This is a genomic window from Paraburkholderia sp., from assembly GCF_034668105.1.
Lineage (GTDB): Bacteria > Pseudomonadota > Gammaproteobacteria > Burkholderiales > Burkholderiaceae > Paraburkholderia.
The window spans coordinates 1-16,839 of sequence record NZ_JAXDPY010000056.1 but is presented as its reverse complement, the minus strand read 5'-3'; the positions used below and the strand labels follow the sequence as shown (position 1 = coordinate 16,839).

At 62.3% G+C, this 16,839-nt stretch carries 10 protein-coding genes; 1 reads left to right on the top strand and 9 read right to left on the bottom strand.

Features of this window, described 5'->3' with window-relative positions; genetic code table 11:
- Positions 1–321 precede the first annotated feature (321 nt).
- The gene (locus QOC89_RS02910; RefSeq protein ID WP_323043649.1) at positions 322–1,158 is read left to right on the top strand and encodes a transporter; all 837 of its coding nucleotides are present in this window, start codon (positions 322–324) and stop codon (positions 1,156–1,158) included.
- Positions 1,159–1,226: 68 nt separating this feature from the next.
- Here QOC89_RS02910 and QOC89_RS02905 read toward each other — a convergent pair whose 3' ends face one another.
- The 9 genes from QOC89_RS02905 to QOC89_RS02865 all read right to left on the bottom strand — a co-directional run.
- Positions 1,227–2,705 (bottom strand): alpha-amylase family glycosyl hydrolase, encoded by a 1,479-nt coding sequence (locus tag QOC89_RS02905; protein WP_323043648.1) that lies wholly within the window; start codon positions 2,703–2,705, stop codon positions 1,227–1,229.
- Between the two features lie 10 nt (positions 2,706–2,715).
- Positions 2,716–5,454 carry an MGH1-like glycoside hydrolase domain-containing protein gene (locus QOC89_RS02900; protein WP_323043647.1) on the bottom strand — a complete coding sequence of 913 codons (2,739 nt, stop codon included), beginning with the start codon at positions 5,452–5,454 and terminating at the stop codon, positions 2,716–2,718.
- Positions 5,455–5,706: 252 nt separating this feature from the next.
- Entirely contained in the window at positions 5,707–6,822 is a 1,116-nt protein-coding gene (gene ydiK / locus QOC89_RS02895; RefSeq protein WP_323043646.1) for an AI-2E family transporter YdiK, read from the bottom strand.
- A 316-nt stretch (positions 6,823–7,138) separates the two neighbouring features.
- Positions 7,139–8,551 (bottom strand): DUF2252 domain-containing protein, encoded by a 1,413-nt coding sequence (locus tag QOC89_RS02890; protein WP_323043645.1) that lies wholly within the window; start codon positions 8,549–8,551, stop codon positions 7,139–7,141.
- Positions 8,552–8,817: 266 nt separating this feature from the next.
- A complete protein-coding gene (locus tag QOC89_RS02885; RefSeq protein WP_323043644.1) occupies positions 8,818–9,366 on the bottom strand; it encodes a PqiC family protein in 549 nt (182 codons plus the stop codon).
- Between the two features lie 35 nt (positions 9,367–9,401).
- On the bottom strand, positions 9,402–11,018 hold the full coding sequence (locus tag QOC89_RS02880) for an intermembrane transport protein PqiB (protein WP_323043643.1): 1,617 nt from the start codon (positions 11,016–11,018) through the stop codon (positions 9,402–9,404).
- The gene (locus QOC89_RS02875; protein WP_323043642.1) at positions 11,011–12,276 is read right to left on the bottom strand and encodes a paraquat-inducible protein A; all 1,266 of its coding nucleotides are present in this window, start codon (positions 12,274–12,276) and stop codon (positions 11,011–11,013) included. The genes QOC89_RS02880 and QOC89_RS02875 overlap by 8 nt, the downstream gene beginning before the upstream one ends.
- The gene (locus tag QOC89_RS02870) at positions 12,273–13,772 is read right to left on the bottom strand and encodes an efflux transporter outer membrane subunit (protein ID WP_323043641.1); all 1,500 of its coding nucleotides are present in this window, start codon (positions 13,770–13,772) and stop codon (positions 12,273–12,275) included. Before QOC89_RS02870 ends, QOC89_RS02875 begins: the two co-directional genes overlap by 4 nt.
- Before the next feature lies 1 nt (position 13,773).
- Positions 13,774–16,839 (bottom strand): efflux RND transporter permease subunit (locus tag QOC89_RS02865; protein WP_323043640.1); only part of this gene is annotated, 3,066 nt, incomplete at its 5' end.

Sequence of the window (16,839 nt, the reverse complement as noted above, 5' to 3'; positions counted from 1 at the left end):
TCGATAGTACCGAGGACGAGACGCCGACATCCCGGAGCGGCATTCCGGCCGAACCGCCATCCCGATGAAATACCGGCTCTGCCGCGCTTGCACTGATTAGTCGCGTAGCTCATCGCGTCATTCCATCCCCTGAACTATCGCCGCCCGAGAGGGCCCAGAACGGTGACTTTGAACGGCTCAGTTCGACCCCTTTGCTGCCACTCGCGCCTACAAGCGCGATCGTCATCTGTACCGACGATTGCCGCCGTTCGCAGATCGCACGCAACGCTCGTCTGGGCGGGAATAGCGCTTCTCTGGTCCGTACTGGCGTCCGCGCAGGAAATGGAGCCGCGCACCTATTCGGCTGTCCCGGTTGGAACGAACTTCGTGGTGGCGGGCTATGCTCGATCGACCGGCGACGTTTCGCTGGACCCTTCGCTGCCCATCACCGATCTTCAAGCCCGAATCAACACGTATTCATTGGGCTATTCTCATAGCTTTGGCGTCGCGGGGCATGTCGCCAGCGTTGCTGTGTTGCTGCCTTTTGCCAATGCGAACCTGACGGGGAATGTAGCAGGCGTGCCTGGTCAGGCCTGGCGTTCGGGGCTAGGCGATGTACGGCTCCGGATTGCCGCGAATCTGCTGGGCGGTCCCGCGCTCACACCAGAGGAATTTGCCCAGCGTAGCCCGAGCACGATACTGGGTGCCAGCCTGAGCGTGGTCGCGCCGACCGGCCAATATCAGCCTGCCCGTATCATCAATGTGGGTTCGAACCGATGGGCATTCAAACCTGAACTGGGGTTGTCGCAGCCAGTCGGCAACTGGTTTGTAGACGGCGCCGCTGGGGTCTGGGTGTTCACCGACAATACGAACTTTTTTGGTGGCAAGCGACGGAGCCAGGCTCCGCTGGCCATGTTCCAATGGCATGGAGGCTACACGTGGCGGCCCGGACTGTGGATCGCCGCAGACGTTGCGTATTTCACGGGCGGCCGGACAAGCGTCAATGGCGTCCAGAACCAGGATCTGCAAAGCAGTACTCGCTACGGGGTAACATTGTCGGTTCCTCTTGCCGCACAATGGTCAGCCAAACTCGCATGGTCGCGTGGGTTAACGACACGCATCGGCGGAAATTTCCAGACCGTCTCGGTCGCGCTCCAATACCGCTGGTTCAATCGCTGACTTAACGTGGAAACCCTGTGGGTTACAGCGCGGCTCGCAGTGCTCTCGCGCTTAGCGTCGTGCGCGCTTCACGATGCGGTCATTTCGAAGACGTGGTAACTCCATGGTGGCAGATCCAGGTAAAGACCGCGTGAAATGAGATCGTTACCGTCGCGATCAAAACTGGACGACCCCATCATGTCCTTCATCCGCACCGTGCGGCCGGCCATGTCGGGAAACGGCAGTCGCACGTAACACTGGCTTTGGTTGTCGGCGTAGTTGACGGCAACGAGCCGCCGTTCGCGGTCATCTCGCTGCCAGGACGACGCGACGAAACAATCCGAGGTCCAATTGCCCTCCCACGCCGGTACGCATTCGAGCAGGCTCCACGCGCCGTCTCGAAAGACGGGCTGGCGCAGCACCGCCAACAGGCTCTCGTAGAACGCCTGCAACGCTACATCGACGGGCTCCTGTGGCGCCCGGACCAGGTGCGGCGAAATGCGTTTCCTGCGGCCCTCGAACTGGCCCTGGTGGAAAAAGCGCAGGCCCGGTGACAGGAAGGTGATGATGGCTGCAGCTTCGTGTCTGTCGGGATCGAAGGTCGCCGCCGCCCGGGGCTCGTCGTGGTTTTCCAGAAAGCGGGCCAGCTTGTCCTGGTAATCGAGCCCTGCGTGCAGATGCTCGCGCACCGGCCGTGCGTGCGCATCGCGCAGGCGGTCATACATCTGCTTGTCATAGGCGTAATCGAAGCCCTGCTGCTGCATCGTCCATTCCAGGTCCCAATAGACCTCCGCCATGAACAGGAACTGCGGATGCTTGCGCTGCACGGATTCGATCGCCTTCGGCCAGAAGGGATCGGCGCGAATGTTCCAGGTGCGTTCGAACACGTCGGGCAAGACCAGCATGGCCATGTCGCATCGCACGCCGTCGCATTGCCCTGCGATTCTTTGCAGCTCGCCGATCATCGCCTGCTGTAACGCCGGATTGCCGTAGTTGAGCTGCAAGGTATCGGGCCATCCGTCGAAGTACGGATCCCGGCCGTGGGCGAGCACCAGCGGACCGTTCCTTGTTTGCACGCGGCAGTAGTTGCGCGGTGAGCGAGCCAGGTCCGCCTCGCTCCCGTGGACGAAGTAGTCCGGATGCTCATTGATCCAGTCATGATCCGGCGCCATGTGATTCGGCACGAAGTCGAGCATCAGCTTCAGTCCGCGTTGCTGCAGACGGTGCCGCAATCGGGCGAGCGCCTCGGCGCCGCCCAGATCGCGATGGACGGTGTAACTCTGGATGGCGAACCCGGAGCCGGCGATGTCTTCGTCCTTGAGGTCCGATAGCGTTTCAGCGAAATCGCGACGCCATTCGGGATTCGCACGGGAGATCGCCTGCGCTGCGGGGCCGGTCTGCCAGACGCTCAGTAACCAGGCCCAATCAAAACCCAGCCCGGCAAGGCGATCCAGCTCGGCATCCGGAATATCGTCCAGGGTCGCACGCCTCCCCAGCACGCGAGACAGCTCGGTTAGCCAGACGCGGGTGTTGATCTGGTACAGCACCGGGTAGCGTAAGTCGAACATATTCTCTCCTTTACTTTTCGCCGATCTTTTCTCCGCCCACCTGCCCTCTTACGATCCCCGCCATCACGCGCCCGCGTTCGGATTCCAGCATGGTTTGCGCATCGACACGCCCAAACAGATCCAGGAGAGGAGCGACGAGGCCCGTCCAGCCTGTCTGGTGGCTGGCCCCAACGCCCGCGCCATTGTCACCGTGGAAGTACTCGTAAAACAGGATCAGGTCGCGCCAATGCGGATCGTCCTGGAACCTGGCCGTCCCGCCATGAACCGGCCGCCGCCCGTCGGCATCGCGTAGGAACGTACCCGTCAGCCGACGGACAAGCTCCTGCGCTACCTCGAACAACGTCATGTGCGGCCCCGTCCCGGTCGGACATTGAACCTTCAGGTCATCGCCGAAAAAAGTGTAGAAATTCATCAGCGCCCGGACGATCAGCAGATTGACTGGCATCCACACTGGACCGCGCCAGTTCGAATTGCCACCGAACATGCCAGTATTCGATTCGGCCGGCAGGTACTGCACCTTGTACTCCTGTCCACCGACATTCATCACAAATGGATGGTCCAGGTGATACCGGGAGAGCGAACGAATGCCGTGCGGCCCCAGGAACTCGTTTTCATCGAGCAGGTAGCCGAGCACGCGCTCGAGTTTCCGCTTGCTGAGGATCGATAGAAGTCTCCGCTCCCTATGGCCGATGAAACCCGCGTCGGTCGGAGCCACATGGGCAACCAGTTCGGGGTAGCGTTTTCGAAACTGCGTAATCAGCTCCATCAGCTTCGGATACCGCGTGACAGACTCCGCTTCGAACACCGTGGACGCGCATAGTGGCAACAATCCCACCAACGACCTTACTTTCAGACGCATCGTCTGGCCGTCGGGGAGCCGCAACAGATCATAGAAAAAACCGTCCTCCTCGTCCCACATCTCATCGCTATGTTCGCCACGGCGGTCCATCGCATAGGCAATCCACATGAAATGCTGGACGAACTTGAAGGCGACCTCCTCGTAGACCGGGTCGCACTCGGTCAGAATAATGGCCATCTCCAGCATGCTCTGGCAATAGAACGCCATCCACGCCGTCCCGTCCGCCTGCTCCAGCGAACCACCGGTCGGGAGCTGCGCACTGCGGTCGAATACACCGATGTTGTCCAGACCCAGAAAACCGCCAGCGAAGACGTTGCGGCCGGCTGGGTCCTTGCGATTGACCCACCAGTTGAAATTGAGCATCAACCCCTGAAACGAACGTTCCAGGAATCGCAGGTCGGCCCGGCCCAGCTGCTTCTCGTACTTGTACAGCCAGAGCGTGGCAGCGGCATGCACTGGCGGATTCACGTCGCTGAAGTTCCACTCGTAAGCTGGAATCTGCCCGCTTGGGTGGACGTACAGGCTGCGCAGCATCAGCAGCAGCTGCTCCTTGGCGAAATCGAAATCCACCAGCGCCAGGGAGACCGTATGGAAAGCCAGGTCCCAGGCGGCGTACCACGGATACTCCCACTTGTCCGGCATGGAGATCACGTCGGCATTCAACATGTGGAACCACTCCGTGTTGCGCACGTCGTGGCGCGCGGCCTCGAGCAATGGATGACTCCAGTGCTCACGCAGCCAGAGCTGTAGATCGAAGTAGTAGTACTGCTTGCTCCACAGCATTCCTGCCAACGCCTGACGGTGCACCCGGCGCTGGTCTTCGGTCAACGATCCGGGCACGATCCGCTCGTAGAACTGGTCAGCATCGGCGATGCGACTATCGAATATGTTCTCGAAGTCGGCGAACGCATTGTCCACTTTGGTTGCCGTCAGGCGCAGCTGGATGGTCGTGCTGCCGCCGCCGGGCACGTCGCAGACATAGTGGGCCGCGGCCTTGGTTCCCGTCCTGGCGGGATTCACCGCGTCGCCTTGTCCCGAAACGACGTAGGCGTGGAACGCATCCTTGACATAGGGAGACGCGTTGGGCTGGCCCCACAGACGCTGCGCATTGCTCTCGTTCTCGGTGAAGAGCGTCTCCGGGGCGCCATCGCAATGGAGCCAGTAGTGGCCGAGTTCAGGGTGCGTGGCCTGAATGGCGCCTGGGCCCGCATCGCGCAGCGAGGGCTTGCGATCGTCCTCACCCCATGACCATGTGTTGCGGAACCATAGCGTCGGCAGGACCCGCAGCCGTGCCGCTTTCGGTCCGCGGTTGTGCACGGAAATACGAACGAGGATGTCGTCCGGATCCGCCTTCGCGTATTCCATGAACACATCGAAATACCGGTCATCATCGAAGACACCGGTGTCGAGCAGTTCGTACTCGAACTCCTCCCGCGATCGTCTCCGGTTGGTCTCGATCAGGTCCCGATAGGGGTATTCTCGCTGCGGGTACTTATAGAGGTACTTCATGTAGGAGTGGGTGGGCGTGCTGTCGAGGTAAAAGTAATACTCCTTGACGTCCTCGCCATGATTGCCCTCACTGTTGGTGAGGCCAAAGAGCCGCTCCTTCAGGATCGGATCGCGCTCGTTCCACAACGCTAGCGCAAAGCACAGCTGCTGCTTGTCGTCGCAGAGTCCACCAAGCCCGTCCTCGCCCCACCTATAGGCACGTGAGCGGGAATGGTCATGGGTGAAGTAGTTCCAGGCATCGCCGTTGTCGCTGTAGTCCTCTCGCACCGTCCCCCACTGCCGCTCGCTGAGGTAAGGCCCCCACTTCTTCCACGGCACCTGGGCCTCACGCGCGTCGTTCAGGCGTTTTTGTTCCGCTACGTCCACGATTCCAGTGCCCATGCTGTTGCTCCGTTAGGGGTAAATGAACTCAGCTCGACGCAACACAGGCGAGCGCCCATCGTGCGCGATTCAGGCAACGCCGGTGCATCGGTATGCGTGGTGCTGAGCATCGCTTTCTTCAAGACCTCAAAAAATACGCCTTGACGGTACTAAAACTCATAACGTCCCCGGAAAACGGCATATCGCTGGCACATTCACGTCAAGCGCCGTACCCGACGCACTCGCGGTATCACGCGTGGCGCGTCGGTGGTGCTACTGCGGCTCACCATCCAGACGGTCGCCGGTGCCCGTGAGCGCCGGTTCGATAGGCGCCGGTGCCGCCTCCTCGTCGATCCACGCCTGCAGCAGCGTGAAGGTCACCGCAAGTATCACCGGGCCGATAAACAGCCCGACGATCCCGAACGCGATCACCCCGCCGATCACCCCGGTCAGGATCAGCAGCAGCGACAGGTCCACCCCTCGCCTGATCAGCAGCGGCCGCAACACATTGTCGAGCAGCCCGACGAACACCGACCAGACCCCCAGCGCGATTCCCGCGACGAGTCGGTCGTGATAGATCAGCCAGACCACAGCACCGATCAGCGGAAGGCCCGGACCGATCTGAGCGAGACAGAGGATCAGGATCAGCGCGGTCAGGATCCCCGCGCCGGGGATTCCGGCGACGTACAGGCCCAGCCCGGCGAGCGCCGCTTGCGCGGCCGCCGTTACGACGATCCCGAGTGCGACCGCGCGGATCGACAATCCGGCGAGCCGCACTGCCGCCGCGCCGCGTTCCGCGGCAATGCGCGCCGCGAAACGCACCACGCTGCTGGACGCGGCCTCGCCCCGCGAATAGAGAATGCCGGCGATGATCACGGTCAGCACCAGGTGGACCACCAGCAGGCCGACCGTGCCGGCTTGCGAGAGCAGCCATTTCGCGGCTATCAGCGCATAAGGCTGCACTTGCGCAAGGATGCCACCGCGACCCGCGTCGGACAGGCGCTGCCACTCGCGTGCGAGGCCTTCGCCGGCGAGCGGCACCTCATGCAGCCAGGCGGGCGGGGGAGGCAGGGAGTAGTACGGCAGCGCCTCCGCCTGGTCGACAATGTCGCCGCCGTGCCCGGCGATCGTCGACACCGCCCCGTACAGCGGCAGCACGATCACGATCAGCAGGCCGACCAGCATCACGGTGACGGCGACCCAGCGGCGGCCACCCACGCGCTTGTCGATACCGATCATCACCGGCCAGGTGGCGACGACGATCATCGTCGCCCAGATCAGCGCCGGCAGAAACGGACGGACGATATAAAGACTGCCAAAGATGAGCAGCGACAGAATCACGATGATCAGCAGGATGCGGGCAATATCCACTTGCGGTCGCGAACTCACGTCAAACTCCTGGCAAGCGATCAGGCCAAAGCCGCGCGGGGCGTGCGGTCCGGTAGCGTATGCCGACGACAGGGCTGCGCGATGGGCAGCGCGATCTGGTGCGCCGACCGCAGACAGGATGTCTTCCCCACTTAGCCTATAACCTTCGAAGAACCGCCGCCATTGGACCTTGGTTCAATGGACTGGTCCGCGGAAAGCAAGAGCAAGCTGCCCACGAAGGATCATGAAAAGGCATTGAGGCGGCTGCGCGTGGAGCTGGTCAAAGCTGCCGCGACAGGTCGTGCGCAACGGCCCGTCGTGTGAGTGGTGCAGGACGCTACTCCTCAACGAGAGCCGCCAGCCGTCCGGCATGTACCGCCTTCACCAGCGCCGCGTGGTCACGTTCCGTCTGATCTGCATAGGCGAGCGAAAACGCGCCGATGGCCTCGTCAAAGGCATCGCCCTTGCCCAGATAGCCACTGATGGTCGTGGCATCCCCGGACTTGGCATGGGCGCGGGCCAGGGTCCAGCCGCAGAACCGGGCATAGCGGTTAAGCTGCGCGGCGGTCATTTCATCGAGGACAACCGACATCTTCATGTCCCGCAACTGCCGCACAAAAAAGTCATGCCCTCGCTGTCCGCGCAACCATCCCAGGAAGATGTCGCTGGAAGACTGCATCAGCCGCTGTCCCATGACGACACGCTGCCCCTGATTGTCATAGTCGCTCTTTCCCGCGTAGGGTTCGAGGACCGACCGGCGCTGTTCCTTGAACTGGAGCATCAGGGGATGGTCTTCCTCGTCGAAAAACAGCCCGATGAAGCACCGGGTCCCGACGCTGCCGATACCCACGACCTTCAGGGCGAAGTCCTCCAGGTGGTAGCGATCCAGCAGGACACGCCGCTCATCGGACAGCGACTGACGATAGTCGGCGAGTGCCTCACGAACCCGTTCCTCGAAGCCCGGGTCACTGATGTGGTAGAGCAGCGGCGGTTGATCGACCAGGCGACGTCGCCCCGCCACTTCGCCGGTGATCTTGGGAAAGAGGTTTTCGACAACACGCTGGCGGGCTTTTTCTGCCAGTCGCTCCCGGTATTTTCTGACCTTTTCATCGGGCGCCGTTGCAATGAGGGTTTCCACGTCCAGGCGGGTGTACCAGACTTCCAGCGGATTCGTCCGGGAATATTCCCGCAGGTGTTCCCGATATGCGCGCACGCACTCGAGGACGGCTTTCCGGGAATCCGCATCCGGCAAGTCGTTATCGCGCCCAGCAATCGCGAAACTGACGGCCAGCCGTTTCAGATCCCATTCCCAGGGCGCTGGCAGCGTTTCGTCAAAGTCGTTCAGATCGAAGACCAGATTGCGCTCCGGGGTGGCAAACAGGCCAAAATTCAACAGGTGGCAGTCTCCACAGGCTTGCACCCGAAGGCCTGTGCTCGGCGTAGTCGCGAGATCGTGGGCCATGAGCGCCGCCGACCCGCGCAGGAACGTGAAGGGACTGCGGAGCATCCGGCCATAGCGGATCGGCACCAGTTCAGGCAATCGATCGTGATTTGATTCTTCCAGAATCTCTATGGGATCCCGGCGCTGGGCCGATGGTGTCCAGTCGGCGTGGCTGCTGCGCGGCACCCTATCGCGCAACGCCTGACCGGCGGCGAGACGCTCTGCGCGGGAGCGAAGAACCGGGACATCCTCCGCGACGTTATTGACTTTGGTCTTGGCCTTCCCAGACGCCTTGATCACGGTTTCCACGTCCGCTCCTCCTTGCCGGCTCGCGCCGCGGAATCAACTATAGTTGCGTTCGAGCCACGTGGGGCCGCCTTGCAACAGCACAAGGCAGCGTACGCGCGTTACGAAGCCGGCACTTCCAATCGGCTTCCCAGATGAACAGACCGAGCCGGACCACGAGCGGCGCGGCGATCACGACGCAACGAAAATGTCTGTGTCCATCCGCTACCTGGCCATGCGACGTCCTCCCCAATGCAATTCCCTTCGCTGTTACATTGCACTGCCACGTTTCAGGGCGACGCCGCCGGGCGGATCGCGGCGGCGACATCACGGCTGACCGTGGCAAGGGCGCGGCTCCAGGCCGCCACCGCCGCATCGTAGCCTACGCCTGTGCAGGGTTCGCGCACGACGGTCCGGCCGGTGAGCGGCGAGGCTTTCCCGGGTGGCGACACCGACCACAAAACATCGACGGTTGCGGCATCGCCGAGGTCGGCTTCAAAGCGCTGGACGTCCATGCGCACTCGCCACACTGCTGTCGGATCTCCACCAATCGGAGAAGTCGACACGCGAGGGCTGTTCAGCAGCTGCGAGAGATCCGCGGCGACCACGTGCGGGATCTGGCTCTTCAGGGACTCAGCCCAGCGCGCAAATTCCTCGATAGCCACATGGTTCGTGCCGGCGCGAACCACGATCTGAGGCCGGTCGACGAGTTCGGGCACGCTGACTGCCCCGATCACGACCGTGACGGGCGACCCGCGATTGACGCCTTCGCGCGGCGCCTCCGCGCTCAAAGTGTAGAACTGCGCCTTCGGACTGGCACAACCGACGAGTGTGATCATCGTCAGCGTAATGGCAAGGCATAGGGACAGGCGTATCACTTTTTATCCTCCACCTTTCCGCGGATGAGCGCCTCCGGATGGCGCTGGAGGTAGTCCGCCAGTGTGCGGAAAGCCGCTGCTGTGCGCGCCAGTTCGCTCATGGCGTCCGCGGTGTTTTGCGCCAACGGGGAATCCGGCTGCAGCGCGCCGTTCGCGGAATTCAGCGCCGTCTGTGCGGCGGCGAGCGTGTCCCGGGCCTGAGGCACCACATCCGTCCTCAACTGCTTAAGAAGGGTACCCGCATCGGCTAGCGTCTTTTGTGCGTCCTTCCCGATCCCTTCGAACGGGATCTTGTTCAGCTTGGCGAGCAGACTGGTCACCGAATCCTGCATGGACTGCAGGCCGCCAGGTATGGTTGGGATCTCGGGCGGCGTGGTGGTCCAGTCGACCTTCGCCTTGGGCGCGTTCGGGAAAAAGGCGAGCGTGATGTACAGTTGCCCGGTCAGCAGGTTTCCGGTGCGCAACTGTCCACGTAAGCCATTGTCGACCAGCGTTTGCGCAAGTCGCTGAGGATCGCTGGTGATCCTTCCTCTGCCTCCCTTCATAAAGCGCGCCGTGAAACGCTCTGGAAAGAGCCGTATCTCGACCGGGATGCTGAACTGTTTGGTGGGAGGATCAAACCGCGTATTGATCGCTGAGACTTCGCCGACCACGATACCGAAAAAATCGACCGGCGCGCCGACCACCAGCCCTCGCACTGACTCCTTGAAAACCAGCACATAGGTATCGACGATCCGATCGTGTTGCTTCATCGCCTCCGCGCGATCGTGGTACAGCGAAAACGCCGTGTTCGCGGCGGCTTCTGGATCATTGGCCGTTTCGTCGGGCGTCTGGAATGCGAGTCCGCCGACCAGGATGGCCACCAGCGATTCGGTGTTGACCTTGACGCCCGTCGTATCGAGCGACACGTCGATCCCGCTCGCCTGCCAGAACCGCGTGTCCGGCTTCACGTATTTGTCGTAAGGAGCATTGACGAAGACACGCATCGTCACACCCTTCCCGTCCGGGTCCAACTGGTAGGAAATGATCTGGCCGACCTGCAGCCGTCGGTAGAAAATGGGCGAACCGACATCGAGCGAGCCCATGTCAGCGCCTTTCAGTACGAACTCGCGGCCCGGCACGCCGATGGCGAACACCGGCGGTGTCTCCAGGCCTGTGTAACCGCGCCTCGGCTGCGTCGAAGTGCCCACGTCCATGCCGATGAAGGAACCTGACAGCAAGGTGCCGATGCCCGATACGGTGCCGCCAGAAATACGCGGACGTACGACCCAGAATCGCGTGTCGTCTACCAGCAGGTTTGTGGCATCTTTGGACAGTTCGGCGGTGGCGATCACGCGGCGGTGATCGCCCGACATCGTGACGCTCTTGACCACACCGATGTCGACGTTCTTGAACTTGATCTTGGTCTTGCCCGCCTCGAGCCCCTCGCCGGTCTCAAAGCTGATCGTAACCGTCGGGCCCTGCTCGATGATCGCCTTGACCGCCAGCCAGCCGCCAATGAGCACTGCGATCAGCGGCACCAGCCACACGATCTGCATCCGCCAGCGCGAGCGCGAAGTGGCGACAGCTTCAGGAACGTCCGGCGAACCTGGTTGACCGGGAGGTTTAGCCATGATCGGGCTCCGTTGCGTCCCAGATGAGGCGCGGGTCGAATGACATGGCGGCGAACATCGTCAGCACCACCACCGCGCCGAACGCGACGGCGGCCGGGCCTGCCTGGATGGTCGCGAGCGCATTGAACTGGACGAGTGCGACCAGAATGGTGATCACATAGATATCGAGCATCGACCAGCGCCCGACCAGTTCGACCACGCGGTAAATGCGTGTTCTCTCCTGCAACAGCGCGATCGAGCGACGCTGCGTCGAGATGACAAGAAACATGATCGCGATGATCTTCAGCATCGGAACGGCGATGCTCGCGATGAACACGATGATGGCTAAAGGCCATGAGCCGGAGGTCCACAGGTACACGACGCCGCTCAGAATCGTGTCCTTCTGCGCCCCGAACAGCGAGCTGGTATTCATCATCGGCAGCATGTTCGCCGGGATATACAGCACCATCGCGGCGATCAGGAAGGCCCACGTCCGCGTGACGCTCGCCGGCTTGCGTTCGTGAAGAGGCGCGCCGCAGCGCGGACAGCTGGCGTCGTGCCCATGCGCGTCCGACTTCGTCAGCAAGCCGCAGCTGTGACAGGTCATCAGACCGCTGGCCCTTGCCGTGCGTGCGGATGGCGTCGTGAGCTCGTCCGGGTCAGGCGCGCCACTGTAGCGATCGCCCATTCGCAGCCAGAGCTCGTGCGGATCGAATGCAGCACTGGCCGCGGCGAGCAGCAGCATGAGCGCGCCGAAAGCCCACAGCGCGATGCCCGGCACGACGCTGGCAATGTGCGTGAGCTTGACCAGTGCGACCAGCATGCCGAGAATCAGGACCTCCGTCATGCCCCACGGCCGCGACATCTGCAGCAGACGAAAGACGATGTCGGGGCGATACGGGCGGCGATCAAGCCACAGCGGCAACAGGATGTACGCCATGCTGGACATCTGCAGCAGCGGCATCAGAAAGGTCGTCGCGAACATGAGCCCAGCGATCGGCCACATGCCGTCCCTATACAGGATGCGCACCGTGCCCAGCAACGTGGTCTGAACAAGATCGCCGTTAACCGACAGACCGACGATCGGATACGTATTGCCGATCACGAACAGCACGATGGCCGCGAGTGTGAAAGCGAGCGCACGATCGAGACTGTCCGGGTGGTTACGGTACAGTTCCGCACCGCAACGGCAGCAGCGCAGCACGCCCTCGCCCGTCAAGGCCGCCTCCCGTTGCAGCAGGTCGCATTCGTGGCAGGCGATAAGGCGCCCGGCGGTCATTGCGACTGCTCCGTCGGAGGTTGTGTGGGACCGGGCGCCGCAGCGCCATGCTGCATCACCTGCCCCGTCATGCGTTCGGCTTCGATGACCCAGCCGCCGCCCATTGCCTTGTACAAACCAATCAGAGAACTGAATACCAGGCCGTTGGTCTGCGTGTAGCTCAGTTGCGCGTTGAAGAGGCTGCGCTCGGCGTCCAGCACTTCGATATAGCTCGTATAGCCGCCTTCATAGCGAAGTCGCGCGAGCCGCGAATAGGTTTGCAACGCTTCGATCTGACGGCCTTGCACGACGAGTTGCTCGCGCGATTTCTGGAGCGAGATCAACGCATCGTCGACTTCCTGGAAAGCGACCTGGATCGACTGCTGGTACTGGAACAACGCCTGTTGCTGCTGCGCTTCCGCCTGGCTCACCTGGCCGCTGATGCTGCCCGCGGTAAAGATCGGCACGGTCAGCGAGCCTGCATACGACCAGATCCGTGCCGGTCCGGTGAACAGATTCGAGAACTGGCCGCTCGCCGTTCCGAACATGCCCGTCAGTGAAATCGTCGGAAAATAAAGCGCGCGCGCGGCGCCGATCAATGCGTTCGCGGCGATAAGGTTCTGCTCGGCCTGACGCAGATCGGGACGGCGCTGAAGCAGATCGGAAGGCAGGCCGGCGGGCACCGGTGGCACCTCCAGTTCCGTCAGTTCGCGGCCGCGCAGAATCGGACCGGGATTGCGACCGAGCAGCACGGACAGCGCGTCTTCCTGCTGGGCAATCTGTGTCTCGATCTGCGGAATCGTCGCGAGCGATGCCTCGTATTCCGACTGGCTCTGCGCCAGTTCCATCTGCGACACATCGCCGCCTGCAAACCGTGCCTGAAATACTTTTACCGAGCCGGCACGGCTTTCGGTCGTCGCCTTCGCGATCGAGAGTTGCTGGTCGAGGTCGCGCAAATTGATGTACGACGAGGCGACCGACGCCACCAGCGACAGGATCGTCGCGCGCCGGCCTTCTTCAGTTGCCAGCAGGCTTGCTCGCGCCGACTCGGTCTGACGTCTCACCTTACCGAAGAAGTCGATTTCCCATGCTGCCATCAACGGCGCCTGGAATTCGTTGAATACAGGGTTGACGCCGGGCGGCAGCGTTGGCAGCCCGGCAACCGATACGCGTTGACGGGATGCGTCAAAGCCCGCGCTAATCTGCGGAAACAGGCCCGAGCGCGTCGTGACGAACTGGCCAAGAAACTGGTCGACGCGCGCCGCGGCGATTTTCACGTCCTTGTTGTCCGCCAGCGCGGCGGCAATCAGATCGTTCAGGATGGGGTCGTTGAACTGCTCCCACCACATCGCATTGGCAACATCGGCCGCTTCGCCGGGTTCGAAGCGGAAGGTTGCCGGCGTGGGCACCGTGGGCCGCACGTAGTCCGGGCCGAGCAGACAGCCGCCCAATCCCACCATCAGCCCCAACAGCAGCAGCGTGGATAGCAGACGCAGAAGGAACGCGAAGCCGCGCATGTCAGTCGTCCTCGCGCGGGGCCGATGGTTTGATGGCGGGCGCGCCCGGGCCCGGTTGCGTAACGGGCGGCGGCCCATCGCCCGAGGCACCGCCGCTCGAATCGGGTGTCTTCTTGCTGGTTCGCTCCGACATCGTTTCGAGTACGTAGAAGAACATCGGGATGAAGAACACGGCGATCACCGTTGCGCCGAGCATGCCGCCGATCACGCCTGTGCCGATCGAATGCCGGCTGTTAGCCGACGCCCCCGTGGCAATAGCAAGCGGGACGCACCCCAGGATAAAAGCGAGCGACGTCATCACGATCGGCCGCAGCCGCTCGGTCGCCGCCGTGACGGCGGAGTCGTAAACCGACGCCCCTGTCTCCCGGTTCAGCACCGCAAACTCGAAGATCAGGATCGCGTTCTTCGCGGCAAGAGCGACCAGCATCGTCAGGCCGATCTGGAAATAGACGTCATTCTCGAGACCGCGCAGCAGGATCGCGAGCAACGCTCCAAACAACGCGAAAGGCACCGCCATCAGCACGCCGAACGGCAAACTCCATTTCTCGTATTGCGCGGCGAGAATGAGGAAGACCATCACGAGGCCGAATACGAACACGAGCCCGGACGTGCCGCCCGACTGCCGTGCCTCGTAGGCCTCACCGCTCCAGCCGACACCGTAATCCGACGACATGACCTCACCGGCGACCTCCGCAAGCGTCGAGATGACCTGCCCGGAGCTGTAGCCCGGCGCGCCGTTGGCCGTGATCTTGACCGCGGGAAAGTTGTTGAACCGCGTGATGAGATCGGGGCCGGTCACGTACCGCGACGTCACCACCGCCTTGAGCGGCACCATGCTGTTCGTCTTGCTACGCACGTATATCTGGTTCAGATCCTGCGGCGTCAACCGGTACGAGGGCTCGGCCTGGAGAATGACCTGCCACAGCCGGCTCGACCGGTTGAACTGCGATACGTACAGCGAGCCGAACATGGTCTGCATCGCGCTATACACTTCCTCGACCGGAACGCCGAGCGTTTCCGACTTGTCCCGGTCGACGTCGACGAGCAACTGCTGCGACGACGCATTGAAAGTCGAGGTCACGCGCGCCAGCTCAGGTCGTTTTTTTGCCTTCTCCAGAAAGTTATCCACCACCTCCGCCAGTTGCGCGATGGTCCCGTCACCCTTGCTCTGGATCCACATCTCGGTTCCGCCTGTCGTGCCGAGCCCGGGGATCGACGGCGGATTGACCGGCAGGATGATGCCCTCCTTTATTTTCGACAGGTTCTCATACGCGCCGATCAGCACCGCCCGCGCGTTTTGGGTCTTTATGTTGGCAAACTTGTAGCGCTCATCGAAGCTCTTGAAGCCGATGAAGAACGTGCTCGCGTTGTTCTTGTTCTGGCTGTCGAGCAGGCTGTAACCGTCGACGATCGTCACGCTGCCCACCGCCTCCTGCTTCATGAAGTAGTCGGTGACGTGCTGCGAAACTTCGCCCGTGCGATCCAGGCTTGCTGCGTCCGGCATGATGACCGCGCCGAGCAGATAGCCCTGGTCTTCGGGCGGCAGAAACGAAGTCGGTATCGTGCGCATCATGACGACCGCGAGCGCGATCATCCCGACAAACAGCAGCAGTGCCACGACGAACCGCTTGATGACCAGCTTGACCGCGCGGGTATAGCCGCCCGTCATCCTTTCGAAGCTGTTGTCGAACCACTTGAAGAAGCCGCGCTTTTCGTGGTGGCCGGGCTTGAGCAGCAGTGCGGCCAGCGCTGGCGACAGCGTCAGTGCGACGAGACCCGAGAACACCACCGAGATCGCAATCGTGATCGCGAACTGCTTGTACAACTGGCCAGTGATGCCGCCGAGGAACGCCACCGGCACGAACACCGCGCACAGCACGAGCACGATCGCGATAACCGGGCCGGAGACTTCGTCCATGGCCCGCTTGGCGGCGTCCTTTGGACTCAGCTTGTGCACGTTCATGTTGCGCTCGACGTTCTCGATCACGACGATCGCATCGTCCACGACGATGCCGATTGCGAGCACCATGCCGAACAGCGTCAGCATGTTGATCGAGAAGCCGAGCGCCAGCATCCCCATGAAGGTGCCGACAATCGACACGGGCACCGCCAGCACCGGAATCAGCGTCGCGCGCAGGCTCTGCAGGAAAGCGAAGACGACGATCACGACCAGCACCAGCGCTTCGAAGAAGGTGTGCACGACATCCGAAATCGACGCCCGGGTAAACTCGGTTGTGTCCATCGCGATGCTGTATTCGAGCCCTTCCGGAAACGTCTTCTTCATCTCGGCGAGCGTCGCGCGCACCTGCTTCGACACGTCAAGCGCGTTCGCACCAGGCTGCTGGTACACGGCCATGACCGTCGCCGGTTTGCCCTGATAGCGGCTGCGGATCGAATAGTCCTTCTGCCCGAGCGCCGCGCGCCCGATGTCCTTCAGGCGCACGATCGCCGCGCCGCCGCTGGCCGCGCGAATGATGATGTTCTCGAACTCGGCGGGGTCGGTGAGCCGGCCCGTGGTCGTGACCGCGAACGACTGCTCAACGGGCGAGCCGGTCGGCGACTGCCCGAGGCGGCCGACGGCGAACTGCTGGTTCTGGTTCGCGACGGCTTTCTGCACGTCGCCCGCCGTGATCCCCAGTTGCGCCATGCGATCGGGCTTCAGCCAGATCCGCATCGCATAGTCGGGCGTGCCGAAGATGGCGGACTGATTGGCGCCCGGAATGCGCTTTAACGCATCGAGCACGTAAATGTTCGCGTAGTTGGCGATGTAGGTCGCGTCGTAGCGATCGCTCGGCGAATAGATCGCGATCACCATCATGAACGCCGACGACTTCTTCTGCACCTGGATGCCTTGCGCCTGCACCGATGAAGGCAACTGCGGCAACGCCAGATTGACACGGTTCTGCACATCGACCTGCGCGAGTTCCGGATTGGTGCCGATCTGGAAGTACGCGTTGACGGTCAGGTTACCGGTCGATGAGCTCGACGAGCTCATGTAGATCATGTTGTCCGCGCCGTTCACCTGCTGCTCGATCGGCGCGGCCACATTGTTGGCGACCACGTCGGC